The organism is Sandaracinaceae bacterium (assembly GCA_020633055.1).
GTDB lineage: Bacteria > Myxococcota_A > Polyangia > Polyangiales > Houyiibacteriaceae > JADJJE01.
This window is the reverse complement of sequence record JACKEJ010000008.1, coordinates 597663-620716: the sequence shown is the minus strand read 5'-3', so window position 1 is coordinate 620716 and position 23054 is coordinate 597663. Positions and strand designations below refer to the sequence as shown.

Annotated in this window: 20 protein-coding genes; 12 read left to right on the top strand and 8 right to left on the bottom strand. The window is 71.6% G+C overall.

Annotated features, from left to right (window positions below; translation table 11 throughout):
* Window positions 1-318 carry a hypothetical protein gene (locus H6726_19360; GenBank protein MCB9659816.1) on the bottom strand — a complete coding sequence of 106 codons (318 nt, stop codon included), beginning with the start codon at window positions 316-318 and terminating at the stop codon, window positions 1-3.
* A 289-nt stretch (window positions 319-607) separates the two neighbouring features.
* Here H6726_19360 and H6726_19355 point away from each other — a divergent pair, with 289 nt between their 5' ends.
* The 4 genes from H6726_19355 (at window position 608) to H6726_19340 (ending at window position 2624) form a co-directional block, all read left to right on the top strand.
* Window positions 608-928 carry a hypothetical protein gene (locus tag H6726_19355; GenBank protein ID MCB9659815.1) on the top strand — a complete coding sequence of 107 codons (321 nt, stop codon included), beginning with the start codon at window positions 608-610 and terminating at the stop codon, window positions 926-928.
* The gene (locus tag H6726_19350) at window positions 925-1320 is read left to right on the top strand and encodes a helix-hairpin-helix domain-containing protein (protein MCB9659814.1); all 396 of its coding nucleotides are present in this window, start codon (window positions 925-927) and stop codon (window positions 1318-1320) included. The genes H6726_19355 and H6726_19350 overlap by 4 nt, the downstream gene beginning before the upstream one ends.
* A gap of 57 nt (window positions 1321-1377) precedes the next feature.
* On the top strand, window positions 1378-1866 hold the full coding sequence (locus H6726_19345; GenBank protein MCB9659813.1) for a GNAT family N-acetyltransferase: 489 nt from the start codon (window positions 1378-1380) through the stop codon (window positions 1864-1866).
* Between the two features lie 65 nt (window positions 1867-1931).
* On the top strand, window positions 1932-2624 hold the full coding sequence (locus tag H6726_19340) for a hypothetical protein (protein ID MCB9659812.1): 693 nt from the start codon (window positions 1932-1934) through the stop codon (window positions 2622-2624).
* A 74-nt stretch (window positions 2625-2698) separates the two neighbouring features.
* Here the strand turns inward: H6726_19340 and H6726_19335 are convergent, their stop codons facing one another.
* The 3 genes from H6726_19335 to H6726_19325 all read right to left on the bottom strand — a co-directional run bounded on the left by H6726_19335 (window position 2699) and on the right by H6726_19325 (window position 5065).
* Window positions 2699-3052 (bottom strand): 4Fe-4S dicluster domain-containing protein, encoded by a 354-nt coding sequence (locus tag H6726_19335; GenBank protein MCB9659811.1) that lies wholly within the window; start codon window positions 3050-3052, stop codon window positions 2699-2701.
* Window positions 3053-3161: 109 nt separating this feature from the next.
* Window positions 3162-4340 (bottom strand): hypothetical protein, encoded by a 1179-nt coding sequence (locus H6726_19330; protein ID MCB9659810.1) that lies wholly within the window; start codon window positions 4338-4340, stop codon window positions 3162-3164.
* On the bottom strand, window positions 4337-5065 hold the full coding sequence (locus tag H6726_19325) for a hypothetical protein (protein ID MCB9659809.1): 729 nt from the start codon (window positions 5063-5065) through the stop codon (window positions 4337-4339). The genes H6726_19330 and H6726_19325 overlap by 4 nt, the downstream gene beginning before the upstream one ends.
* Window positions 5066-5151: 86 nt before the next feature.
* Here H6726_19325 and H6726_19320 point away from each other — a divergent pair, with 86 nt between their 5' ends.
* On the top strand, window positions 5152-7224 hold the full coding sequence (locus tag H6726_19320) for a hypothetical protein (protein MCB9659808.1): 2073 nt from the start codon (window positions 5152-5154) through the stop codon (window positions 7222-7224).
* Window positions 7225-7409: 185 nt separating this feature from the next.
* On the opposite strand, the gene H6726_19315 is transcribed toward H6726_19320, so the two are convergent.
* Complete coding sequence (locus H6726_19315) at window positions 7410-7892, bottom strand: hypothetical protein (GenBank protein MCB9659807.1); 483 nt, start codon at window positions 7890-7892, stop codon at window positions 7410-7412.
* A 235-nt stretch (window positions 7893-8127) separates the two neighbouring features.
* Between H6726_19315 and H6726_19310 the strand changes: the two genes are divergently transcribed.
* Both H6726_19310 and H6726_19305 read left to right on the top strand, forming a co-directional pair.
* Window positions 8128-9504: a hypothetical protein gene (locus H6726_19310; GenBank protein ID MCB9659806.1), complete on the top strand. Its 1377-nt coding sequence runs from the start codon at window positions 8128-8130 to the stop codon at window positions 9502-9504.
* Window positions 9505-9610: 106 nt separating this feature from the next.
* Window positions 9611-10915 carry a hypothetical protein gene (locus tag H6726_19305; protein MCB9659805.1) on the top strand — a complete coding sequence of 435 codons (1305 nt, stop codon included), beginning with the start codon at window positions 9611-9613 and terminating at the stop codon, window positions 10913-10915.
* Window positions 10916-10929: 14 nt separating this feature from the next.
* Here H6726_19305 and H6726_19300 read toward each other — a convergent pair whose 3' ends face one another.
* Window positions 10930-12741, bottom strand: a complete 1812-nt coding sequence (locus tag H6726_19300; protein ID MCB9659804.1) for a hypothetical protein — start codon at window positions 12739-12741, stop codon at window positions 10930-10932.
* A gap of 92 nt (window positions 12742-12833) precedes the next feature.
* The gene (locus tag H6726_19295; GenBank protein ID MCB9659803.1) at window positions 12834-13526 is read right to left on the bottom strand and encodes a DUF4328 domain-containing protein; all 693 of its coding nucleotides are present in this window, start codon (window positions 13524-13526) and stop codon (window positions 12834-12836) included.
* A gap of 170 nt (window positions 13527-13696) precedes the next feature.
* On the opposite strand from H6726_19295, the gene H6726_19290 reads away from it, so the two are divergent.
* On the top strand, window positions 13697-16561 hold the full coding sequence (locus tag H6726_19290; protein MCB9659802.1) for a hypothetical protein: 2865 nt from the start codon (window positions 13697-13699) through the stop codon (window positions 16559-16561).
* A 76-nt stretch (window positions 16562-16637) separates the two neighbouring features.
* On the opposite strand, the gene H6726_19285 is transcribed toward H6726_19290, so the two are convergent.
* On the bottom strand, window positions 16638-17300 hold the full coding sequence (locus tag H6726_19285; GenBank protein MCB9659801.1) for a hypothetical protein: 663 nt from the start codon (window positions 17298-17300) through the stop codon (window positions 16638-16640).
* A gap of 305 nt (window positions 17301-17605) precedes the next feature.
* On the opposite strand from H6726_19285, the gene H6726_19280 reads away from it, so the two are divergent.
* From H6726_19280 to H6726_19265, 4 genes are all read left to right on the top strand, one after another.
* A complete protein-coding gene (locus H6726_19280) occupies window positions 17606-19162 on the top strand; it encodes a hypothetical protein (GenBank protein MCB9659800.1) in 1557 nt (518 codons plus the stop codon).
* 1 nt (window position 19163) lies between these two features.
* On the top strand, window positions 19164-20324 hold the full coding sequence (locus H6726_19275; protein MCB9659799.1) for a hypothetical protein: 1161 nt from the start codon (window positions 19164-19166) through the stop codon (window positions 20322-20324).
* Between the two features lie 89 nt (window positions 20325-20413).
* On the top strand, window positions 20414-21493 hold the full coding sequence (locus tag H6726_19270; GenBank protein ID MCB9659798.1) for an AAA family ATPase: 1080 nt from the start codon (window positions 20414-20416) through the stop codon (window positions 21491-21493).
* Window positions 21494-21502: 9 nt separating this feature from the next.
* Window positions 21503-23044: a hypothetical protein gene (locus tag H6726_19265; protein ID MCB9659797.1), complete on the top strand. Its 1542-nt coding sequence runs from the start codon at window positions 21503-21505 to the stop codon at window positions 23042-23044.
* The last annotated feature ends 10 nt before the right edge of the window (window positions 23045-23054 follow it).

Here is a 23054-nt window from a genome sequence, read left to right as displayed (position 1 = left end):
TCAGGCCTCGACTGGCCCGGCCTCGGGCGAGGGCGCAGGCGCCACGCGCTCGGGGCCCTCGGGGCGCAGCGCCGCGAACTCCGCCGCGCACGCACGGCACGCGAGGACCTCTTGGGCGATCTCGTAGCCCGCCCCACCGGGATCGTCGAACTGCTTCACGCGCCGACCGATGCGCAGGCTGTTCGCCTTGGGTCGGCTGGGGTACTCGGTGGGCCGCGTACGGATGGTGACCTTCACGGCCAGTGTGCCCGCAGGCACGACATGGGGCTTGCGCCCTTTCAACTCGGGGACGGTCTGAGACAGCTCGCAACGATACATCTAACTGTGGTTACTCCTTGCCCTCCTCCGGTACGAAGCCTTCGTCCGAGGGGGTGAAGGTCCTATAGGGGTCTCACGCCGCGATCGCAAACGCGTGAACGAACTGCGGGACTTCGCGTGAGGTGTCGCGCGCCGTGACGGCGGCCGGCGGTCGCCACCCCCCGCGTGGCGTCACGCCAGGGGGGGGGCATCGTTCGACCCGTGATCCAGCGCCGCGGGGCGCGGTCCCGACCTTGCGTAGGACTGCGTTCATCCACGGCCCGATGGGCCCCACACCAGAGAGAAGAACATGACGCAGACCACCACCACCCGCTCCTCCTCCCGCCGCGACTCGTCGCGTCCCGCGCCGCTGCCCGCTGGCGGCGACCTGGGCGCGCAGGACGCGCGCCAGGAGGGCACCAGCAAGCCTTTCCAGACGGTCTACACCATCGTCGAGCGCGAGCGCGACGGCCAGAAGTTCTGGCTCAAGATCGGCGCGGCCTTCGTCAACCGCGACGGCAGCCTGCACGTCAAGCTCGACGCCATGCCGACCAACGGGCAGCTGCACATCCGCGAGAGCAAGAGCTTCGAGGAGCGGCAGCAGGACGCCGAGCGGGCGGTGGAGCAGTGAGCGACCCCGTGCGGCTCAGCGCGCCGAGGCCTTCTACGCGGCGCAGGCTGGACGCCGGCGTGCTGCGGCGCGCGTGCGTGCTGGGTGCGTTGGTGGCCGCGTGCTGTCTCGGTGCTTCCCCCGGGACGCTGAGCGCGCAGGCGGCGGACGGCGGGAGCGCGAGCGGGGAGAGCGGATCGCCCGCCATCCTCGTGAACCTCAACACGGCGACGGTGGCCGAGCTGCAGCGGCTCCCCGGTGTGGGCCCGGCGCGCGCGGAGGCCATCGTGGCGTACCGCGAGCGTCGGCCCTTCCGGCGGATCGAGGAGCTGATGCGCATCCGCGGCATCGGTCGCAAGACCTTCCGCAGGCTGCGTCCCATGCTCACCCTCGCCAGCCCCGAGGGTCCCTGACGGGAGCGCGACGTGCGCCTGCGGGCGCGGTCGCTGCGCGCGTAGTATGTCGTAGCCGTGTCTCAGGCCACCCTACGTCGTGCCTCACGCGCCGACCGCGCCGCGCTGCGTGCGCTGCACCGCGCGCTGTACATCGACCACCATGGCAGCGTCGTGCCACCGAAGGTGGCGCCCCTGCTCGAGTACCGCGACTTCGAGCGCGTGCTGCGTGACGACATCGACGGTCTGATCGACCACCCCAACGCGGCGGTGCTCGTTGCGGAGCGTGAAGGGCGCGTGGTGGGGTACATCACGGGCCACATCGAGGAGGAGCCGGAGCGGCTGCTCCCTCGCCGTGGCGTGGTGGAGGACTGGTTCGTCGAGCCCGCCGTCCGGGGTCAGGGCGTGGGCGCGGCGCTGCTGGGGGCGCTCGAAGACGTGTTCCGTGAGACGCGCTGCGACCTGATCGAGTCGGCCACCTGGACGTTCAACGAGAGCGGCGTGCGGGCGCACACGGCCCTCGGCTTCGAGCCCTACCAGGTGCGCTTCCGCAAGCCGCTGCGCTGAGGTCTGCGGGTCCGCGGGTTGCCGAGAACTTCGAGTCACCTCATGACGCTGATATGGTCGTCAGCGTGTCCGCCTCGCGAGCCCAGCTCCGCGCCCGAGTGACGCGCGCCCTCGTGGGGTGCGCCGCCTTGCTCGTGCTCGGCGCCGTTGGTCCCTCCGCGCCCCAGGGACGCTCCGCCGCGACCCGGCCGTGGTTTGCGAAGTCCGAGGACGTCGCGTGGTCGCGGGCGGCCCTCACCGCACCCTTCGAGGCGACACGCGCGCGGGCGCAGGCCTCGCCGTTCACCATGGAGCCCGAGGTGGTCCTCAGCGCCACGCTGCGCGCGTCGGTCACACAGCTGGCCGAGGCGTTCCGGACAGCGGCGGGGCGCTCCTTCCACGTGACGAGCGGCGCGCGCACCCCGCTCGAGCAGGCGCGAGCGATGTTCGACAAGCTCGCCAACGGCGGCCGCCTGACGGGGCTCTACCGGGACTACGACGCGGCGCGACAGATCGAGCAGGCCTACCAGCGCGCGCGCCGTGCCGGGCGCACCCCGTGCGTCGCCGCCATGGCGCGCGTGGTCAGCGACCAGGTCGCACGGGGGCTCTACATTTCGCGGCATCTGCACGCAGGGGCGGTGGACATCCGCAGCCGTGACATGAGCGCGCGTGAGCGCCGCACGTTCCGACAGGTGGTGGCGCGGCAGCGTGGGGTCCGCCTGCTGGAAGAAGGGCGTCCGCCCCACTTCCACCTCGAGTTCCCCACGAACCGGCGCTGAGTCGGCGCGTCGCGGGCGCCCCGCCGCTCAGGCTGGCCTGCTACGGGGCGCTCGGTCGCGACAGGCTGAGAGGCTCAGCCGGCGTAGCCCCACTTGGCCTTGTTCTCGGCCACCTGGTCGGGGGAGGGCTGGTCATGGTCTTCGCGGCTCGGCACCTCGAAGTTGTCCATGTCGTCCACGATCTTGGCGTTGTGGGCGGTGTCGGCGGTGAACACTTCGGGCACGCTCGCGTCCTCGAAGATGGCCTCCCACGGACACTCCGGCTCACACGCACCGCAGTCGATGCACTCCTCGGGGTGGATGTACAGCTGGTTCGGGAACTTGCTGCTGTCGTCACCGGTGTAGGCGTAGATGCACTCCACCGGGCAGACGTCTACACAAGCTTGATCGACACAGTCGCGGCAAAGGCGCGTAATGACCCAGGCCATGGATACTCCAGGTTCGTGTTCGGGGGCGGGACAGGACCGCAGGGCGGCCCGGAATGGGAGTGGACCGTAGCAGAAAAAAACGCGCGCCACCCCGAAATCACGCGGGGCGTCAGTAGGCGGGCAGCGCCAGCCGGAGGCCAGGCTCCTCCATGTCCGCCGAGACCTCGACCACCGTCACCCGCTCAGCCGGGACACCGGCGCGCGCGAGCCCCGCTTGGAGGGCGGAGGCCTTCCTCCGCAGCGCAGCCGTGCGGGCGCGGGGGCCGAGCACGAGAATCTGGACTACCCCACGCGGATGTGCCGCGAGCAGCGCGGCCAGTTGCTGGAGGGCGGCCCGCTCGGGGCGGTCGACGAGCCGCCCGTGGAGCTGCAGGCCGCGCTCGCTGCGGGTGGCTTGGAGACCGCGCTCGCCAGCAGCTTCGATGAGGGCCGCTGTCTCGTTGGGGTCGGCGCCGTGACCCCTGCGGGCGGCTCCGAGCAGCGCGGAGGCGTCGCTCAGCAGCGCGTCCGCCTCCGCCACGACCAGCTCCGCGCGTGGGGCGGTCCGCAAAGTAGCCAGCTGCTGCTCCAGTCGGTCCACGTCGGCGGTGGGTGCCCCCATGGCCCGCGCGGCCGCGAGCAGCGCTGCGGTGCGTTGCTGGAGCGCCAGGCTGGTCTCGCGGTACAGCGCGCGCGTGTCCGGATCGTCGCGTCGCAGCCGTCGCGCTTCGTAGCCTGCGGCGTGCTCGAACGCGCGCTGGGCCGTGGCGCTGGCCAGCTGAGCGGCCTGCGCGTCGGCGTCCGCGGAGACCACCGCCTCTCGCTCGCGCTCGAGCTGCAGGGTCGCGCCAGCCGCACGCTCGGCAGCCTCCGTGTCGCTGGCGCGTTCGCGATCCAAGGCCTGCGCGTCGGCCTCCGCGAGCGCCGCCGCCAGCCACAGCCGGGCCTCTGTGGCGAGCTCGCCGGCGTCCTCCGTCTGCCCCTCGCGCTCGCTGCGCGCGGCCTCGTCCCGGGCGGCCTCGGCCTGGGCCATGAGCTCGGGGGCCGCTTGGCGCGCCAACTCGACGCGGCTGCCTTCGAACAACGGGACGAGCGACTGCGTCGGAGGCGGGGGACCGCCGCCGCAGCCCGCGCCGCCGAGGGCCACCAGCAAGGCCCCGCAGGCCGCACGCCAGCCGCCGCGCGCGGGGCGCTCGTTTCCGCGCACGTGGCGCTCGTTCCCAGGTCCGACTGGAACCGCGCCTGCAGGCGGCCGCACGATGTGAACGCGTCGCCCGATGGTCACGCTGCCGCTCGCTGCGCGCCTCATGGAGACGGGGTCTCCGCGCGGGGGTCCCGGGGTGCGCCGTTCGAGGCCCCAGCGCCGTGTATGGCGCTGGCGTCGTCCCCTTCGCCTGCGTCCTCCGCAGGGCGGTCGTCGGCGCCCTCGATCGCGCTCCCTGCCGCCGGGGCATGGGTGGCCGCTCCAAGCCGAGAGTCTGCGTTCTCGCGCGCCCGCGTCAGGGCCTCGGCGGCCAGTCGTCGACCTGCCTCGGCGCTCGCGCGCACCCGCGCAGCCTCGTTACGCGCCAGCCGGGCTCGTTCGCGACCGCGCTGCGCCTCGGCCAGTCGCAGCGCGGCATACGCAATGCGCCGCGCCTGTAGGCTCGCGGCCTGCGCGGCCTCTCCCCGTACGTCGCTGCGCTCCACGTTGGTCTCTGCCGTGCGCGCTGCCGCCAAGGACAGGGCGGCGTGCTCCAGCGCGGGGCGTCCCGCTTCGATGGGTTCGCGCCGCATGGTCGCCAGCGCGCTCTCCAGCGCGGCGAGCGGCGGCACCTCGGTGCGGTCGGGGGTCACGGGCAGGACACGTGGAGCGGCGCGTCGCGCGACCAGCGCGGACGTCGTGACCTCTCCCGACGCACCATCGTGCGTCGGAGGGTCGACACCTGGCTGCGCCTGGCCCCACCCCCCCAGCGCCGTCAGCACACCCCCCAACGCGAGGCCGAAGCCCCACCGTCGCAGATCGCGCCGCGTACCACCGTTCGAGTGCATCATCGCCCAGCAAATCACGCGCGCTCTGCCCGGGCAAGCGCCCAGCGTGGGTCCGCAGCGTGCGGGGAAGCGCTATCCTGCGCCGCACCATGTCTCGCACGCCGCGCCATCGCGCTCTCGCGCTCTCGCTCCTCGCGCTCGGTCTGCTCCTCGTCGGGTGTCACAGCGCCGGGCAGCCAGTGGCGGTCCCGGTGCAGGCGGGCGCGCCACGCTACCAGCACCGGCTTCAGCTGGGCTTCGACGTGCAGTGTGACGTGCACGAGGGGCGCCTGCGTTGCTGGGGCGAGCACCCCATCAGCCCGCTCGACGACGACGAGGCCGACGGGTGGGTGTCCTACGGAGACGGCTTCAGCGCGGCCGTGCCCGCCGGGCTCGGGGTGTGCGGCCTGCGTGGCGGACGCGCGCTGTGCTGGGGTGTGTCCGTGGACGAGCAGATCGAGGGCTTGAACGAGCGCACCTGTCGGCCTCAGACATTCAGTGAGCTGCGTGGCATCCGCGAGCTCGCGATGGTGGACGACGGCGGCTGCGCCATCACGGCCGAGCGCGTCGCGACCTGCTGGGGGCTCCCGCTGAACTTGGACGACAGCGACGACATCGGTTTGCGCGACGTAGCCCACGGCGCGCACGGGCTCGCTCTGGGGCCCTACATGGGCTGTGTGCTTACGGAGGGTCGCCTGCGCTGCTGGGGTGAAGTGCTCGGCGTGGGTGAAGAGGGCGACCTCCCGGAGAACGGGCGGACGGTGGACGTGCCCGTCCCCGACCCCGTGCAGGTCGTGGTCGGTGATGGCTTTGCCTGCGCGCGCAGCGCCGACCGGTCGGTGCGCTGCTGGGGCATGGACCTCTACGGCAACCTGGGCCGCGGACGCATCGACGAGGACCCCCAGCCGCCGACCGTCATCCCCGGCCTCGCCGCGGTGGACCTCGTGGGCTCGGAGACCACCGTCTGCGCGCGCACGGTGGACGGGCGGAGCTTCTGCTGGGGAGAGAACGAGGTCGGACAGCTGGCCCTCGGTCACACCGAGCGCGTGGACACGCCCACCCACGTGCCGGCGCTCGACGGCGTGGTCGACCTTTCGCTCTCATCGCAGCTGCTGTGCGCCCGCTTCTCCGACGGCTCCGTGCGGTGCGCCGGCGACCACCGGCCCACGGGTCGTGGGCTGACCATCAATCGCATGGGTGCCACGCAGGTGCCGGGCGTCACCGCGACCAGCCTCGCGCTCCATGCGCGCGCTCTGTGCGTGTACGGCGCGCAGGGCACGCGCTGCTTCGGGGACGCGACGTACGGCCGCGGCCACCTCGCCGCCGCCGCTGGGTGGACCTTTCCCGGCCCCGCTGACGTGCACATCACGGCGATTGCCTCCCTGCACAGCGAGCGCTGCCTGCGCTTCGCGGACGGCAACGTGCGCTGTGAGCGCGACGGCACCATCACACGCACGGCGGCTGGCACGCGCGACCTCGTCGCGCATCCCGCGCATGCGTGCTTCATCGACGCGGGCCGGGGGCTCCAGTGTTGGGCGCCCACCCGCACCGACGACCCCTTCACGCCCGTCGCGGGGTTGACGGATGTCGCCACGGCCCACCTCGAGTCCCGCCGTGGCTGTGCCGTGACGGGTGCTGGCAGCCTGCGCTGCTGGGACTTCGGAGCGCCCGATCCGAACCGCCCCGCGGGGCCCACCACCGACCTCAGCGACCTCCGCGCGGTGGCTCTCGCGGGTGAGCGCACCTGCGTGCTTCGGCGCGCAGGACAGCTCGTCTGCTGGGACGGCGCGAGCCCGCAGACCGGGGAGATCGACGGGGTGACCCAGCTGGCGGCCAACACGCGCGGCTTCTTGGTGGTACGCGCCGGCGCGGTGTACCCGCTGACCATCGCATCGGGGACCGTCCGACTGGACGCGCCGATCGCGGGGCTGACCGACGTCGTCGAGCTCCAGGCGACCAACCAGTATGCGTGCGCCCGCACGGCGGCTGGCGCCGTCTTCTGCTGGGGCAACAACGACTTCTCTCAATTCGGCGTGCCGCTCCCGTCCATGCAGCTCGCGCTCACGCCGCTGCTGGACGTCGAGCGAGCTCCCGAGGAGCGCGCGATGCTCGAGTGCGGCGCCGCGCCAGACGAGGACTACGAGGACTACGACGAGACGGCCGCCGGCGCCTACGCGCCATAGCGGGCTACGGACGGGTTCCGGCGCGCGCGCTCGCGCAGTTGGTCGACCCTCAGCACGCGCCCCTCTTCCGTTCCGTCCCCCGACGCGCGCGCGGGCTACCACGCCCACGGTCGTGGGGCCTGGTCTCGCTCATGGCGCACGTCCGAGGCGGGTCCACTGCACATCTCTGGCTGGGTCGAGACCGGTCAGCGTGTGAAGCCGACCGTCCAGCTGGTGAGCTGCGTGGTGTTGCTCCACGGCTGCGAGTAGACCTGCGCGGTCACCTGTTCTGCAGCGCCGTTGCGCGTCACGTGGAGCCCGAGGCGGTAGTTCATCCCGGACACGACCTGCTGGGCGGCCCACTCGATGCGGACGAGCGCGATGGTGGCGCCGCTGCGCCGTGCCTGCTCGGCGACGGCGAAGTCGGCGGCCTGACGCACGCGTACGTCGGCGAGGTCGGCGTCGCCCCAGCCGCCGGCCACAGGCCCACGGGCTTCGTCGGAACCTCCCGCTGCGGCCTCCTCGCCTTCGGGGGCGGCCTCCTCGCCTTCGGGGGCGGCCTCCTCGCCTTCGGGGGTTGCCTCCTCTCCGCCCGTGCTCGCCGTGGTCTCTGCCGCGCCACCCGAGCACCCCACCACCGCCATCGTCAGCACCACCATCCACGCTGAGAGCACGCTGCTGTGAGTCATGTGCCGCACGGTATCAGCACGCCTTGGGTGTTTCCATGGCGGACGTGAGAGGGGTCGCGCCGTCGCGAGGGTTGGGGCCAGCGCGCGTCAGTGCGCACGCGGTACGCGCGAGACCCGATTCCACGCGGGCTCACACGCGGTCTCTCACGGTAGGGCGCCACATCAGGAGGGCTCGGGGCGAGACCTCGGGTGCAATCCCACTCGGCTGCTCGCAGCCCACTGACGAGGCACAATCATGCGAACCATCTCCCCCCTTCTTCGCGCACTTCCCCTTGGCAGGACGCTCCTGCTCGCCGCTGCGCTGGCGCTTCCTGCGTGCGCTGACGCGGGCTCCGCCGGGCCGGATGCAGGCCCACTGACCACCAGCGACGCGGGGACGGACCTTCATCCCGATGGAGGCGTCGCGCCTCCGCACATCACCGTGTCCGTCGACACGACGCCCTACCAAGACGTCGTCGTGGTGCATCACGACGCCGACGGGCGCTTCCTCGCCACGGTGCCGCTTTCGCCCGACGGCGAGGGGCGGATCGACGCACCCTCCCCTGGTGCCATGGTCACGGTGCTCGCGTTCGATGGCTCTACGCGCTTCCTCGCGACGGTCGCCGATGTGCGACCAGACGAGACGCTGCGGTTCGGCGAGCCCGACTTCGGGCGCGTGGAGGTGAGCGCCGTGCTCCCCCCGATGCCGCCCGCGGCGACCAGCGCGTATCGTCTGCACGTCGGGTGCGGAACGGCGTTCGGACAACTCGGGAACACTCGGATCACGAGCAGCGTCAGCGCGCGCTGTCTGGACGGCGACGGCATCAGCGCGACCGTGGCGGCGCAGGACGACGACGCGCGTCTCCTGGCCTACGTCACGGCGCTCGACCTCCCAGACGTGGGGTCGAGTCCGGTGGACCTCTCTGGCGAGGCCTGGCGCTACGAGCTCGGGCGCGTGCGGCTGCACGTTGGAAATCTGGACCCAGGGCAGGCGCGTGCCACCGTCACCAGCTTTCGTGGCGCGTCGCGCTTGGCGGTAGACACGGTGCGTACGTCCGTCGCGGCCGGAGCGGGCCTCGACGCCACCCTGGGTATGGCCGCGCTCGAGGCCGACCAGTGGGAGCTCACGCTCGCGCTGAGCACCACGTGGATGCTGCGCGAGACGAGCGTGCGCAGCGACGAGGTGCCGGTGTCGGGCTCGCTCACGATCATCGAGCGCGACGCCACCGTGCTGCTCATGGACGCGTTCGACGTGGCGGTCCCGTGGCCGCTCTCGACCGTCAGTGTCGACGCCTCGGGTACCCCGGCCTGCGAGATCGCTGGCGCCGCCGACATGGCCACCTTCGGCACACGCGCTCTCGGTGACGATGGTTGGTACCACTGGAACATCGCCGTGCCCGGCGACGTGCTCGGGTTGAGCTATCCCGAACTCGGCCCCCTCGCAGAGGTGTGGTGGCCGGTCGAGGCGTTCTCCATGGGGCTCACGGACGTACGCTACGTGGCCCACAGCGCCCTCGACTACGCAGCATTGCGTCAGGACGTGCTCATCGAGGATCCCATCGACGTCCACGCTCCGGGACGAGGGGAAGCCACGTGTACGGCGACCGTGGAGCTTGGTGCGAGCGCGAGCTGACCCTCACTCGAGGCTGGGTCGGCCGGGCTCACGAATCTCCGCGCGGCCGGCCACTCACCTCCACGATGCCCGCGACGGTCGGCGGCGCGGATCGATTGGAGGTCCCATGGCCAAGGTTCCCTCACAACTCATCGCGGCGTTCACGACGGCGCTCGCGGTCGCCTCGACGGCAGGGTGCTCCAACGCGCCTGGAGGCGTCCGGGACGCTGGCGGCACGCCGGACCACGGCTCGGGCGACGTGGACGCGTCCGTAGAAGCCGATTCCGGGTCCCCTCTCGTCGACGGGGGAGCCGGGGGGGAGCTCGGCGTGGGAGACGCAGGGGTCGACGCGGGTGGGGCTGACTCGGGGGTCGACGCGGGTGGGGCTGACTCGGGGGTCGATGCTGGCTCGGCATCACCCATCAACTACGTGTTCGTGACGTCAGCCGACTTCGCAGCGTCCGACCTCGGCAGCGCCCTCGGAGCGGACGCGCTGTGTCAGGCGGCTGCGGAGGCGGGCGACCCGCGGCTGGCAGGCAGGACGTATGTGGCGTGGGTCTCCGACTCCACCTCCCACGCGCTCGGTCGGGTCGCGGCAGCGAGCGGCTGGGTGCGCCTCGATGGCGAGCCCTTCGCCGTGGACCGTCCGGCGCTCGTGGCGGGGAGGGTGCTCTATCCTCCGCGTCTCGACGAGCATGGCGACGACGTCGCGACGACAGCATCGACCGATGTCGATCTGCTCGTGTTCTCAGGCACCGGCTCGACCGGCTTCCACTCGGCTGGCAACAGCTGTGCGGACTGGTCGGGGACGACGGGGCAGGTGATGGGAGGCTTCGCCGACGCTACCGATCGACAATGGGGGTCTGGGTTCGGAACGTTCTGCAGCAGACGCGGGCGCCTCGTGTGCCTCGGGGTCGACTACGACGAAGCTCTCACTGCGCTCCCTGAGCCACCCAGCACCGCGCGCCGCGTGTTCTCGACCGCGGTCGCCGCGACCGCGACGAGCCGTGGTCACCTCGACGCCGCTTGCCAGACTGCAGCGGACGGGGCCGGCCTCAGCGGTACGTTCTTGGCGCTCGTCTCCAGCACGTCGGGGGCCGCGGCCGACTTCTTCGTGAGTGATGGCGGCCCTTGGTTCAGAAGCGACGGCGTCCGGGCGATCTCCGACCCCGCCGCGTTCCTCGCCGGGGGCCTGCCAGATGCCCCCCTGGGGCAGTCCGTCATGGACCCCACGTACACGACGCGCGCCATCTTCGGTGGAGCCGTCGACTGGACCGCCACCAGCGCCCCGGGCGAGGACTGCGGGTTCGACTTCGACAGCGGCGTGTCCATCGCCCGTGGGTGGTCGTGGCGCTCCTCACGCAACCTCTTCTCCTCACCCTTCGGTACGACCTGCGACTCGCCGCTCGCGATCATCTGCCTCCAACAGTGACGCTCGTCGCGCCGCTACTCGACCGAGGTGCGGCGCGCGACGGGTCGCGCGCTGGGCAACGCCCGGCCGAACCAGCGCTCCCACAGCCCGCGCAGCGTGGCTCGCAGTTGGTCGGACGGGGTGCGCAGCAGGCGTTCGAGCCGGGTCGCGTGGTGCAGGGGCGTGCGCCCGGAGACGGGCTCGCCGGGGAACAGCGCGGCGTACAGCTCGTCGAGCATGAAACCGGCCGCGTCGGCTTCGTTGCGTCGCGCGCCCCCCAGCCCGAGCACGTGCCGCCCCAAGAGCAGCAGCTCGGTGTGCGCCAGCGTCTCGCTCTCCGCGATGGACGCCGTGTACGCCGAGAGCTCGGCCACCACCGCCCGGGCGCGCTCCTCCAGCGGTGCGCCGGCCTCCATGCGCAGCAGCGTCCCCGTCAGCCCTGCAGGCACCGTGTCCAGCAGGCCCGCGCGATAGTCGTAGCGGTGCTGCAGCTCGTGCCGCTCGACCACGCCGGCCAACGCGTCGCGCGCCGCGAGGTAGGCACGCACGACCGCACGATCGCCCAATGTAGCGTCGTGCTCGCGCAGCTCCCCGAAGCCGTCGAGGTACAGGCGGTGTGGCTCGAGCGTCTCCATGGCCACCCGGTAGGTCGTGGGTGCGCGGAAGATCGCGTCACGGCTGGCCGCCAGCGCTTCCCAACGCTCGAACAGCGCGCGCCGTGCGGCGAGCGTGCTTCCAAGCGTGACGGCGGGCTCGGGCTCCAGCACGGCCATCAGCTCGGCGCGCACGGCCTCCCCGGCCGTGGCCTCCAGGCGCGTGAGCGCCGCGCTGCGCTGCACCTGTGGCTCCGCTAGGCGGAAGGGGGAGTCGGGCGCGAGCGCGGGCAGCACGTGCGCCACCAGGTGCTCCTCGATGGTGTCCACCTGCACCAGCGCCTCGTTGGCCTCGGCGCGGGTGAAGCCGAGCGTCAGCAGCGCGATGTTGGTGTGGTCGAGGCGCCGGATGTGCAGCGCGCGCTCCGCGTGCTCGTCCAGCTGGTACGGCGCCACGTGGAGCACCACGAACGTCTCGAAGAACACGCGCACGTTCCCGCTGCGGTCCATGCGCACCTGGGTGTCCACGTAGTAGCCGAGCTCCGCTGTGGCGAGCACGGCGTTGAGGGCCGCGCCGGCCTCGAGCAGGGCCATGCCCGCCTCCTCTCCACCCTGGGCGCGTGCACGCACACAGGCCGCACCATACGCTTCGAGTGCGCTCAGCACGGCGTCGGGCAGCTCGGCCGCCTGTGCCTCGTCCACCAGTGTTGCGAGGGTCTGGCGCGCGCCGTTGGGGTCGCGGTCGAGCGCGATCATCAGCTCTGGCAGTGCCCGTTCGAACACCTCCCGCTGCGCGTCGCTCCCTTCGCCCGGACGACCACCGGACACGTAGGCGTCCGCCACCACGGGCCCGAGCAGGCTCAGGTCGTCGTAGGCGCGTGGCACCAGGAACCAAGCCGCCACTACGCCGCCCGCCAGCAGAGTGGTCAGCGCCGCAGCCAGCTGCGTGGTGCGCCACGGGGGCACGCGCACCGGCACCGCGCCGCGCCGCGTGTGGTACCGCTCCGCAACGGCCGCCAGGTCGTCGGGATCGTCGGGGGCGTCGCCTACCGTGTCGAGGTAAGCCAGGCGCAGCACGTGCCGTTCGTCGTTGGAGGTCGTGCGCGCGGAGGCCGCGCCGTACGCGTGCGCAAGCCGCCGGCCGACGCCGAAGCGCGTCAGCGGGTCCACCTGCCGGACCAGCCGCAGGCCTGCGTTCAAGTCGCCCCCGTCGACTGCGGCCGCCAACACCTCCAGTAGCTCTCGTCGTCCCATCTTCGACGCTGGCCGATGCCAGGCAGGCGCGCAACCCGCTCGCACGGCCGAACGCCGCCAACACGTCACACCGTGCGTTCGTCCCAGATGGATCAGAACGTCATCGGCGCGCCGACCCGTCCTCGCTGCAAGGCGGCCTCCTGGCGTCGGGTGACCTCGTGGACCATCGCGATGGCGAGCGCGCCGGACACACAGACCAACATGACGTCGATCGCGTAGAACGTGAGCGTCGATTCGGAGCGCCCGGCGATGGTCCCCGTCACCCGCTCCAGCAACCACGTGCCCCACCAGAGCGCGACGAGCGTCGGCGGGCCGCTGTTCCACTCGGTGCTGTCGGCCTCGAGGTCGTCGATGTGCGCGCCGGACTTGCGCCAGATCTCGGCCATCATCTGATAGGGCAGCACCAGGTTCGCGAGGGGGACGAACCAGCACCACACCGCGCGCGCCGCGTCGTGCTCGGGCGCGCGCTCGAGGGCCGTCAGGTTCTGGTATGCGCGGTACATCCACATCCAGAACAGCACGCCCGCGGTCATCTTCAGCCCGAGCTCGACGAGCGTCAGCAGCGCCTCGTTGCCGAGCCACTCCATCCGCGCTTGCAGGGCGTCGTACTCGCTGTCCGACATCTCGGCGACCTCGTCCTGCGTCGGTATGCTGGCCAAGAACATGCCGAAGAGCACCTGGAGGCCACCGAGGGCGAGGATGCCGATGCTCGCGAGCCTGGCCCGCAGCTGAAGCGGCTTGCCGGGCCGGCGTGTGCCGTGGGCGTCTGGTTCAGCGATGTCCATGTCCTACCTCCATGTGCGCCCCGAGGCTGTCCGATAGGGCGCACTGGTGCAACCAGTGCGCGTCGGGGTCGGCCGCGATGGACGCTCAGCGGGAGTCGGGAAGCAACACGAGCCGACAGCCACCTGCTGCTGGTGTTGTATCTTTCCGCACAAGGGCGTAGTCAGGTTGCATGCACCGGAACCTCGCCTTCCTCGTCTTCCTCGCGTTCTTCACCACCTTCATCCCAGCGTGTGGCGGCTCAGGTGATGACCCGACGTGCACGGACGGGACGCAGAACGGGGACGAGACGGGGGTGGACTGCGGAGGCGCGGTCTGCGGCGCGTGCCCGACCTGCACGGACGGGATGCAGAACGGGGACGAGACGGGGGTGGACTGCGGAGGCGCGGTCTGCGGCGCGTGCTCGACGTGCATGGACGGGACGCAGAACGGGGACGAGACGGGGGTGGACTGCGGCGGGACGGTGTGCGGCGCGTGCCCGACGTGCACGGACGGGACACAGAACGGGGACGAGACAGGGGTCGACTGCGGCGGCACCGTGTGTGGCGTGTGCCCGACGTGCACGGACGGGACGCAGAACGGGGACGAGGACGGCGTGGACTGCGGCGGGACCATGTGCAGCGCGTGTCCGACGTGCTCGGACAGGATGCAGAACGGCGACGAGACCGATGTGGACTGCGGTGGCACGACCTGCGCGGCCTGTTGTTCCCTCAGCGTCGGCGAACCGACCAGCGTGCTCGCCGCGGCGCCCTTCGGCCGCATGGAAGCGGCCCCTGTGGGAGATGGCTGGCTGGTGGTGTACCGCACTGGGGCGACCGCCGGCGTCACGCTCCAGAAGCTCGACCTCACGGGCGGGCTCAGCGGCGCATCGACCGTGCTGAGTGGGGTCGCCCTCAACAACAAGAGCCAGAGCCCCAACATCGCGTTCAACGCGACGCTCGACGAGGGCCTGGTGGTGTGGAGCGTGCCCGGCGCGGGGAGTCTTCGCATCGGGAGCATCATGATGCGACGCGTCGACGCGTCGGGCGCGGCGCTTGCGGCAGAGGCCCCGTTGGCGCTCGCGAGCGGCGGCATCGACGATGGCGGCGCGGCGATCGCGTCGACCATCACCGACGAGATGCTGGACGTCGCACCCTTCGGGACCGGCTATGCGCTCGTGGTCGCGGCTCGTGACGAGACGCTGCAGACCTCGAGGGCGGTCGTCGCCATCCTGGACGGCGCCGGCGCGGTCGTGAGCGAGGAGACCGTCAGCTTCGACCCACAGGACTTCGTCCAGCGGGTACGTCTGGAGTCCGGTCAGCGCGGGCTGAGCTTGGCCTACACCGCCACCAACGACGACGAGGAGACGCGCGATGGGGTGCGCTTCCTGAAGCTGGACGCGACCGGCGCCGCGACCACGTTCCCGACGCGCTTCGACGGGAGGACGGTTGGGACGGGGCTGGTAGAGACCGCGACGGGATACACGTTGGCCGCGTCCGCCGGGACCAGCGATGGGCAAGTGCTCCGCTTCGCCGCGAACGGCTCCACCACGGCGGCCGTCAGCTACGGGGCGGGGCAAGTCCCATCCGTTGGCTACGCTGACGGCACGACGGTCGCAGGCTTCGACGATGGCGCTGGAGCGCTGCAGTTCGCGGTCGTCGACCCGGCCACGGCTGCGCCCCGCTTCCTGACGAGCGGGGTGGGTGTGCTGACCCGTGGCCTCACCGTGACGGGCAACGGCGACGCCTTGCTCGCCCTGTACGTCTCGACGGGTGGCGTCGAGGCGCGCGTGGTGACGCCGGCCGTGACGTGCGGGGACGCGAGCGCTTGGGACACCACCACGGCGATGTTCACCCCGGCGGACCCAGCGGACCTTGCGGTGGACGGGTCCTGCGCCTCGGGGGAGCTCGACTGCTGCAGTCTGCTGATCGGCAGCGAGATCCAGGTGACCGACGTCGCCATGTCCAGCGAGAGCGCGCTGTATCCGAGGGTCACGTGGAACCCGACCCTCGGGGAGTACGCGGTCGTCTGGTATCACCGCCAGTCGGAGTCCATCTCGTCGATGAGCGACTTCAGCCAGGTGAGGTTGGCGCGCTATGACACGACGGGCACGCTGCTCAGCGCGCACCTGCTGTACGACGACCAGGTGCGGCACGGGAACGCTATCGAGCCACGCATCGTCAACAAGCCAGACGGCTACTACGTCGTGTTCTCCGCGTTCACCAAGTCCGGCTACATGACCTTCTGGGACACCTACACGGTGGACGTCACGGTGGCGGCCGGCACGGCCACGGCCCAGCCGGCGACCATGTCCGGGCCGCGCACCGTGCGGCGGATCAACGTCGACTCCAACAACGGAACGACCCTGATGTCGTACTTCTCCGGCACCGAGAAGTTCGTGACGCAGCTCAGCGCGTCCGCCACGTTCACCGGGATGGGCACCGCCATGTCGCCTGCGAACAACAACTCGCAGCACAACGCGGTCGCTGTGTTGCTCGATGGCACGAGCGGGCTCGGCGTCTACAACGTGGACCGCACCGCGAGCGTGCCCGTCACCCCAGGTCTCTATGCCACCCCCGTCGACGACATGGGGGTGCCGGCCACCGCGCAGCTGGTCCAGGCCCGCGACGACGGGAACTGGTCGCCGGCGGTCACGAACGATGGCGCGACGGGGTTCTTCCTGGGCTACACGCACCGCGACCCGCTGGACGTGACGACGCAGATCTACATCACGCGTGTGGACGCGGGCGCGACGTCGACCACCCCGGTGCGCATCACCGACGCGTGGGGAGCTGCAGGCAACGCGCAGCTCGACATGCGCGCCACGACCGCCTTCGCGACATGGCAGCAGGCTGCGGCCGGGGAAGCCTACTCGGTGCGCTTCCAGCGCGTCGCCGCCGATGACTCGGTGCCCGCGTCGTCCGTGCAGCTCACCGATGGTACGAGCGCGGCGGTGACCCCCACCATCGCGGTCGGAGACCAATCCGCGGCCGTCGTCTTCAGCGACTACCGAGCGACCTCGGCGGACCTCTACCTGCGCATCCTCTCCTGCGAATGAACTCCGCCACGAGGGCGTAGCAGGGGCGCAGCGCGTTGCGCTCGAAGACCCCTCGTCCGACCCGCACACCGCCCGCTCACGGGTGCGGGTCGGTCGTCCCGAGCCCGCCGAGCGCGCTCCCGAAGCCGCTGTCGCCCGTGGACGCGATGCCGAGCACACGCTCCATCGACGACGCCCCGCCGAGCGCGGCCCCGAGATTGCGCTGACACGGGTCCGGGGGGGCCCCGAGGACGCCCATCAGCGGCGCGGTGTGCCCCTCCATCGGAAGAAGCCCGCGCTCGCGACAGGAGGCCGCGGCGGCGTCACGCAGCGCGTCGAGGCGCGCTCGGAGTGCGGCGATGACGTCTGGGTCGCCGCCGCGCTGCGCAGCGCAGTCGAGCTCCGTGTGCGCTTCGTCTCGCGCGGACCGACGAACGTCGTGGAAGGTCCGCACGCGACGCGCCTGTCCGGGCGCCGGCGCCTCCTCCGGCTCGTCCGGGAGGCATTCGTTCTGGCTCGGATGAGCGGACGCGTAGCGCACGTAGGTCGACGCGATGCCGATGCGCGCCTCCGCGTCCGTCGCGTGGGCGCCGGCCGCAGCCGCCGCGTCCGAAGCCGCGCGGAAGCGCTGGACCCTCTCCGCGGCCTCCTCGCGGGTGAGCGCGGGCTCGTCCGGCGCTTCAGCCGCGGCCGAGCCCTCCGGCGCGCTGGCTTCGTTCTCGCTCGCGGCCGCCGTCTCGCCCGTCGTGGTCTCGGTCACGGGTCTCTGGGAGGGCTCCTCCGCTTTGGGACCGCAAGCCAGAAGGGAGACGCACAGGGCGAGGGGCGCGACACGACGCATGGCGCGAGCGTACCGCACATGCGCCATCGTACCGCTGTCGAGGCGTAGTCGATGCCGCCACCGAAGCGTTGGAGCGGTGCGTGCGTCGAGCGACCCTCGGTCACACCGGACCTGCCGTGCGCAGGGTCGACCGCTTCCCCTCCGTGGTGCCTCGGCGAAGCCGTAGCCCTCGCGACCGCGGTCGGCGATGCATTCCCCGGCGCGCCCTGGTAGCCTCCCGCGCTGTGCTGGAAAAGGTCGCGCTCCATCAGAACCGCTTTCGCACCCCGGGGGTCGGGCCCGACGCGCGCGGCGTCTTGCTCGGGCAGAAGGGGGTGGTGCTGTTCTCTTCCCTCGACCGCCTGGTGGCCTTCTTTCGGGCCTACTCGGACGAGGGCTCGCTCGACGAGCTGCTGGGCGGGCTCGCCATCCGGCGGGTGACCACGGCGCTCCGCACGCGCGAGCTGCTGCTCTACCTGGACGCCGAGTCGTCCTACCGCATGGACCGCGTGGCCAGCGTGGCCAAGCTCGCGGGGGGCATGCTCTTCACCGGCACGCAGCGGCACTTCGTGCAGTACCGCGACGCGGCCTCGCCCCTTGGCTACGACGTGCTCGACCTGCAGGACCGGCAGGGAGACGCGGTGCTCTACCACGACACCTTCGAGCAGGCCTACACCATCGAGCGCGAGCTGCCGTTCCGCGACCTGCTGCTGACCCTCGCGCCCTTCCGCGTGGCCTCGCTGGGCCTCGGCCGGGCCGTGGAGCGCGCCTGGGTGACCGCCGAGGTGGGCATCGGCCACGCGCTCATCGGCTACCTCTTTCGCTGGCAGGTGGACGCTCGCGCGGGCTTCGCCGAGTGGCCCAGCGAGTCGGCCTTCGACGACGCGCCCCGGCGGCTGTTCCTGTTCGACCTGGTCGAGGCCCCCGAGCGCATCCTGCACCTGCTGCGCGATCTGCCGGGTGTGCGCGTCTACGAGCCCAGCACCAACGGCGTCGCCGTGCAGGTGGGCTTCCGCCACCCCGTCGCGCTCGACTCGTGCGCGTCTCTGTTCCAGTCGGGCCTCACCCTGCTCTCGGGCGCGCACCACGCCAAGCAGGCCGACGGCAAGGCCAGCGCAGGGCTCGGCTCGGCCCACGAGGTGCTGCACTTCGACCCGCTCCCGGCGTTCGCTCCGGTGCGCTCGCTCGTGCGCGCGTCCCTCGAGCCCAACGTCGAGGCCCGCGGCGAGCGCCCGCCCATCCCGGTGGGCAACGCCGGCTCGCGGCCGCTCACGCTGCGCCTCGCGCAGACCAGTGAGCCCTTCCGCAACGTGCACGCCACGGCGGTTCCCATCGAGGAGCGCGAGTACCTGGCGCGCATGCTCTACGTGCTGCCCCCCAAGACCCTCTCGGCGCTGCGCGTGGCCATCGGACAGACGCACATCTACGTGCTGGACCCGACGGGCATCGAGGGCCTGCCGCTGGGGCGCTTCTACAGCGAGGTGGCCGAACGCATCTACGTGCCGGCGGGCCTGACGCTGGTGCCCGCCGTGTCCCCGCAGGTGCTGAAGGACCTGGTCCAGGGGCAGGGGGAGGACCACGTCTTCTTCCACCCCGAGGACGCCACACCCCGGCGCGTGCGCAACGCCGCCTTTGGCCTGGTGACGCGCTCCATGATCGACGACGTGGCCGCGCGCGCCGTCCACGCCGACGCCCCCGAGCGCTTCGACCCGCCGCTGCCCGTGATGGCCTACGACGAGCTGCGCCGCTTCCCGCTGCGCGGCGTGCCGCAGCCGCCCGAAGGGGCAGACGGAGCAGGCTGACGTGAGCTCCGCCCTCGACGACAAGACGCTGCGCACCTTCGGCGAGCTGTTCCACGACTTCTCCGTGGGCTGGTTCTCGCCGGTGATGAGCGGCGGGCCGGCCAAGGCCACGCGCGCCCTGCCGCCGCACGCCCTCGACACGTTCGCGCAGAGCCGCCCCACCGACGCGGAGGCCGACCGCGCGCTCTACGAGGCGTTCCACCGGCACGCGGCCCAGCTCGCGCCGGTGGGCACGCTGCCCTACCCGGACCGCGGCACGTGGGCGCTCGCCATGGCCGCCCACAACCTCGCCACGCTGACCGACCCGCTGCTGGACGCGGTCTTCCGGCGCGGGTCGCGCGTGACCGTGCGCGCGTGGGCCGACGCGCTCATCCACGCCGCGGGCGACCCCGAGACGCGCGGGCAGGCGCTGATGCGCTTCGCGTTGGTGGAGCGCATACACGCGCTGCACCGGGAGGATCGCGTCATCAAGAACTGGGCGTACACCTACCGCTTCTGGGGCAGGCCAGCGCCCGCCAACGTGGTGGCGCTCCCCAAGCTGCGCTTCGTGCGCGAGGCCGTGACCCAGACGTCCCTCGCCGGGTTCTTCGAGGAGCCCGAGATCGGCGAGGACGACGACGCGCGCTTCCCGCTCCACGACAGCATGGAGGCGCTGCGCGCGCGCTCGCCGCTGACGTGCCTGGTGCAGCTGGCCGACACGCCCGGCTTCGTGTTCACGCCAGCGACCCTCGCGGTGCTCGCCGACCCGGTCCTGCGCCACGGCGTCGCGCATCATCTCGTGCAGCGTGGTCTCGGCACGGCGGCCGCGCGCATCGGCGCCGCGCTGCGCGAGCTAGTGGCGCTCGGGGCGCCGCCCGAGGCGCTGGGCGCGGCCACTGCGTTCGTGATGGAGACCGCCATGATGGCCGCCCTCGACCGGCAGACGGGCGAGGCCGCGCCGCCCTGCGCCGACGTGGACGCGCGCCTGTTCTGGGCGGTGCTGCCCGAGGCCCTGGGCGGCGAAGACGCGCTCGACCCGCTCGAGGTCGTGCCCCCCAGCGACCGCCGGCGCCTCGGCGAGTGGGCCGTGGCCATCTCCGCTCAGCTCGACGACGACACCCGCCATCTGGCGGCCACGCTCTTCCGCCGCGTGGCCTTTCCTTCTGTACGGAGCCCCTCGTGACGCAAGACGCCCAGACCATCCGTCGCCTCGCTCAAGTCGCCCAGCGCCTCGAGGCGACCTTCCTCGGCAAGAGCGAGACCATCCGCTTGATGCTCATCGCCATCGTGGCTGGCGAGCACATGGTCATGGTGGGCCCGCCCGGCACCGCCAAGAGCGCGCTCATCCGCCTGTTCGCCAAGCTGGTGCAGGCCCGCTACTTCGAGTACCTGCTGACGCGCTTCACCGAGCCGAACGAGATCTTCGGGCCCATCGACATCCAGGCCTTCCGCGACGGGTCGTACAAGCGCCGCACGTCCGGGATGATGCCCGAGGCCGAGATCGTGTTCCTGGACGAGGTCTTCAAGGCCAACAGCGCCATCCTCAACTCGCTCTTGAGCGTGCTCAACGAGCGCGTCTACACCGTGGGTGCGGACATCGTGAAGGTGCCGCTCATCAGCGCGTTCGCGGCGTCCAACGAGGTGCCCAACGACGAGAACCTCATGGCTGTGTTCGACCGCTTCTTGTTGCGCGTGCACAGCGACAACCTGGACAGCTACCACTTCCACGACCTGCTGTTGAAGGGCGTCGCGCACGAGGTCTCCAAGATCGACGGCAGCTACGACCGCATGGACCCGCTGCTGAGCAGCGCCGACCTGCACGCCCTGCACAAGGGCTTTGGTCCGCGCATGAACTTCACCGAAGACTTCCTGGCCGCCTACAAGGGGCTGGTGTTTCAGATCCGCAGCGAGGGGGTGTCGCTGAGCGACCGCCGCGCCATCAAGATGCTGAAGCTCTTCGCCGCCAGCGCCGCGCTGGACGGGCGGCCCACGGCGGACCCCAGCGACTTCTTCGTGCTGCGCCACACCTGGAACAACATGGACCAGGCCGAGATCTTGGACGGCGTGGTGGGGCCGGTGCTGGAGGCCTGGTACCGCGAGCATCCGTCCGCGCGCCGCTTTGGCGCGACCGACGTGGGCATCGACGCGCTCATCGCCGAGCTCAACCGCATCCGCGACCTGCTCACGTCCGACCGGCCCATGAGCGACATCCAGCTGTTCAGCCACCTCAAGGCGCTGAACGAGATCAAGGCCGCGCTCGAGAGCCTGGGCACCGCCCCCGCGCGCGACGCCCTCACCCGCGTGGAGCAGCTGCTGGGGCACGTGTTCCAGAGCGGCAAGTTTGCGCAGTAAGGGCGACGCGTGAGCCTCCCCGCACAGCACCGTGAAGGGCCGGTGGGCCGCCAGCTGGGTGGCATGCTGCTGAGCTTGGTGCGGCACGACAACGCCATGTTCTCCATGCGCGCCGCGCAGTGGCACCGCACCCTCACGCGCGTGGGCGTCGAGGTGCCCTTCTGGGCCGTGCACGACATCGGCATGCTGGCGCTGCTGGCCCCGGCCGACGTGCTGATCGAGCCGCGGCCCGCGCTGGGGTCGCAGGGCCTAAACCAGAAGCAGCTGGCGGCGCTCACCACCGTGGCTCGCACCCTGCGCGAGATCGGCGACAGCGAGGTCATGGAGAAGGCCCGGCAGTGGCGCCTGGAAGACCCGCTCATCGCCGTGCTGCTGCTGAAGGTGCTGGCGCCGCTGTACGAGCGCTTCGTCCCCGTGGGAACGCGCCGCGAGCACGTCGCGCTGCCGCTGGACCCCGAGGTCTACGCGTCTCTCGAGCCAGAGCTCGCCGCGCTGTTTCGCACGGCCGACCGCAGCAGCGACCTCGCGTTCTTGGAGTACCTGGCGCACGCCAACCTGCGGCTGGTCACGTCGTTCGAGCAGATCGACCTGGACACGCTGCGCCTTGTGGGGATGTTTGGCGCGGGGGCCGGCGGCGGCGACCAGATGCTGGACCTGCTGGGGGTGTTCGAGAGCCCCGAGGCCAACGACGTGGTGAACTTCTCGCTGGACCTCCTGCCCAGCGTGCTGGAGACCAAGCGCGCCTCGGGCACACAGAGCTTCAGCGTGGACGGCTACTCGGGGGTGCAGCGCCGCGGCACCATCGACTCGCTGGTGCTGTCCGAGCTGGCGTTCGACCCGGACCTCTTTGTGCGGCGCTTCGTCGAGAACGAGGTGTTCTACTACGCGCGCGAGAAGGAGCACGACCAGGAGCGGCGGCTGCACTACATCTTGGTGGACGCGAGCGCGTCCATGCGCGGGCAGCGGGCCACGTTCGCGCGCGGGCTGGCGCTGACGCTCATCAAGAAGTTCACGCTGCGCGGCGAGGACGTCTACTTCCGCTTCTTCGACTCGCGCCTGTATGACGTGCAGCGCACGCGCCCCGGCCGCACCGACGACCACGGTGGCATCAGCGTGCCCTACCTGCTGCGGTTCAAAGGCGAGCACGGGCGCAACTACGCCAAGGTGTTTGGGCTGCTGACCAACGAGCTGTCGCGTCTGGAGCGGCGCGAGGGGCGCACGCCCATGGTGTACCTGCTGACGCACGCCGAGTGCCACGTGCCGCTGGACACCATCGAGAACCTGCGCCGCGTGGCCAAGCTGTACGGCATCTTCATGCTGCCCTCCACGGGCAAGCTGGAGCTGGACTACCTGCACCGGCTGCAGACCGTGCAGGTGGTGGACGAGCAGGCGCTGCGGCTGAAGGACGCGCGCGCCAAGCGGGCGCTGGACATCGTGGAAGACGCCGCGCGCGAGAGCCTGGTGCCAGCCGCTCCGCCTGGACACGGCGGACACGGCGGACACAGCGGACAGGGCGGGCACGGCACCACGCCGGTGGGAGGCGCGCGCTGATGGCGGCCGC

Coding starts and splice junctions, on each gene's coding strand:
- H6726_19320 (MCB9659808.1), top strand. CDS start 5,152: ATGTCTCGCACGCCGCGCCATCGCGCTCTCGCGCTCTCGCTCCTCGCG.
- H6726_19330 (MCB9659810.1), bottom strand. CDS start 4,340: ATGAGGCGCGCAGCGAGCGGCAGCGTGACCATCGGGCGACGCGTTCAC.
- H6726_19290 (MCB9659802.1), top strand. CDS start 13,697: ATGCACCGGAACCTCGCCTTCCTCGTCTTCCTCGCGTTCTTCACCACC.
- H6726_19360 (MCB9659816.1), bottom strand. CDS start 318: ATGTATCGTTGCGAGCTGTCTCAGACCGTCCCCGAGTTGAAAGGGCGC.
- H6726_19310 (MCB9659806.1), top strand. CDS start 8,128: ATGCGAACCATCTCCCCCCTTCTTCGCGCACTTCCCCTTGGCAGGACG.
- H6726_19325 (MCB9659809.1), bottom strand. CDS start 5,065: ATGATGCACTCGAACGGTGGTACGCGGCGCGATCTGCGACGGTGGGGC.
- H6726_19305 (MCB9659805.1), top strand. CDS start 9,611: ATGGCCAAGGTTCCCTCACAACTCATCGCGGCGTTCACGACGGCGCTC.
- H6726_19335 (MCB9659811.1), bottom strand. CDS start 3,052: ATGGCCTGGGTCATTACGCGCCTTTGCCGCGACTGTGTCGATCAAGCT.
- H6726_19300 (MCB9659804.1), bottom strand. CDS start 12,741: ATGGGACGACGAGAGCTACTGGAGGTGTTGGCGGCCGCAGTCGACGGG.
- H6726_19355 (MCB9659815.1), top strand. CDS start 608: ATGACGCAGACCACCACCACCCGCTCCTCCTCCCGCCGCGACTCGTCG.
- H6726_19295 (MCB9659803.1), bottom strand. CDS start 13,526: ATGGACATCGCTGAACCAGACGCCCACGGCACACGCCGGCCCGGCAAG.
- H6726_19270 (MCB9659798.1), top strand. CDS start 20,414: ATGCTCATCGCCATCGTGGCTGGCGAGCACATGGTCATGGTGGGCCCG.
- H6726_19315 (MCB9659807.1), bottom strand. CDS start 7,892: ATGACTCACAGCAGCGTGCTCTCAGCGTGGATGGTGGTGCTGACGATG.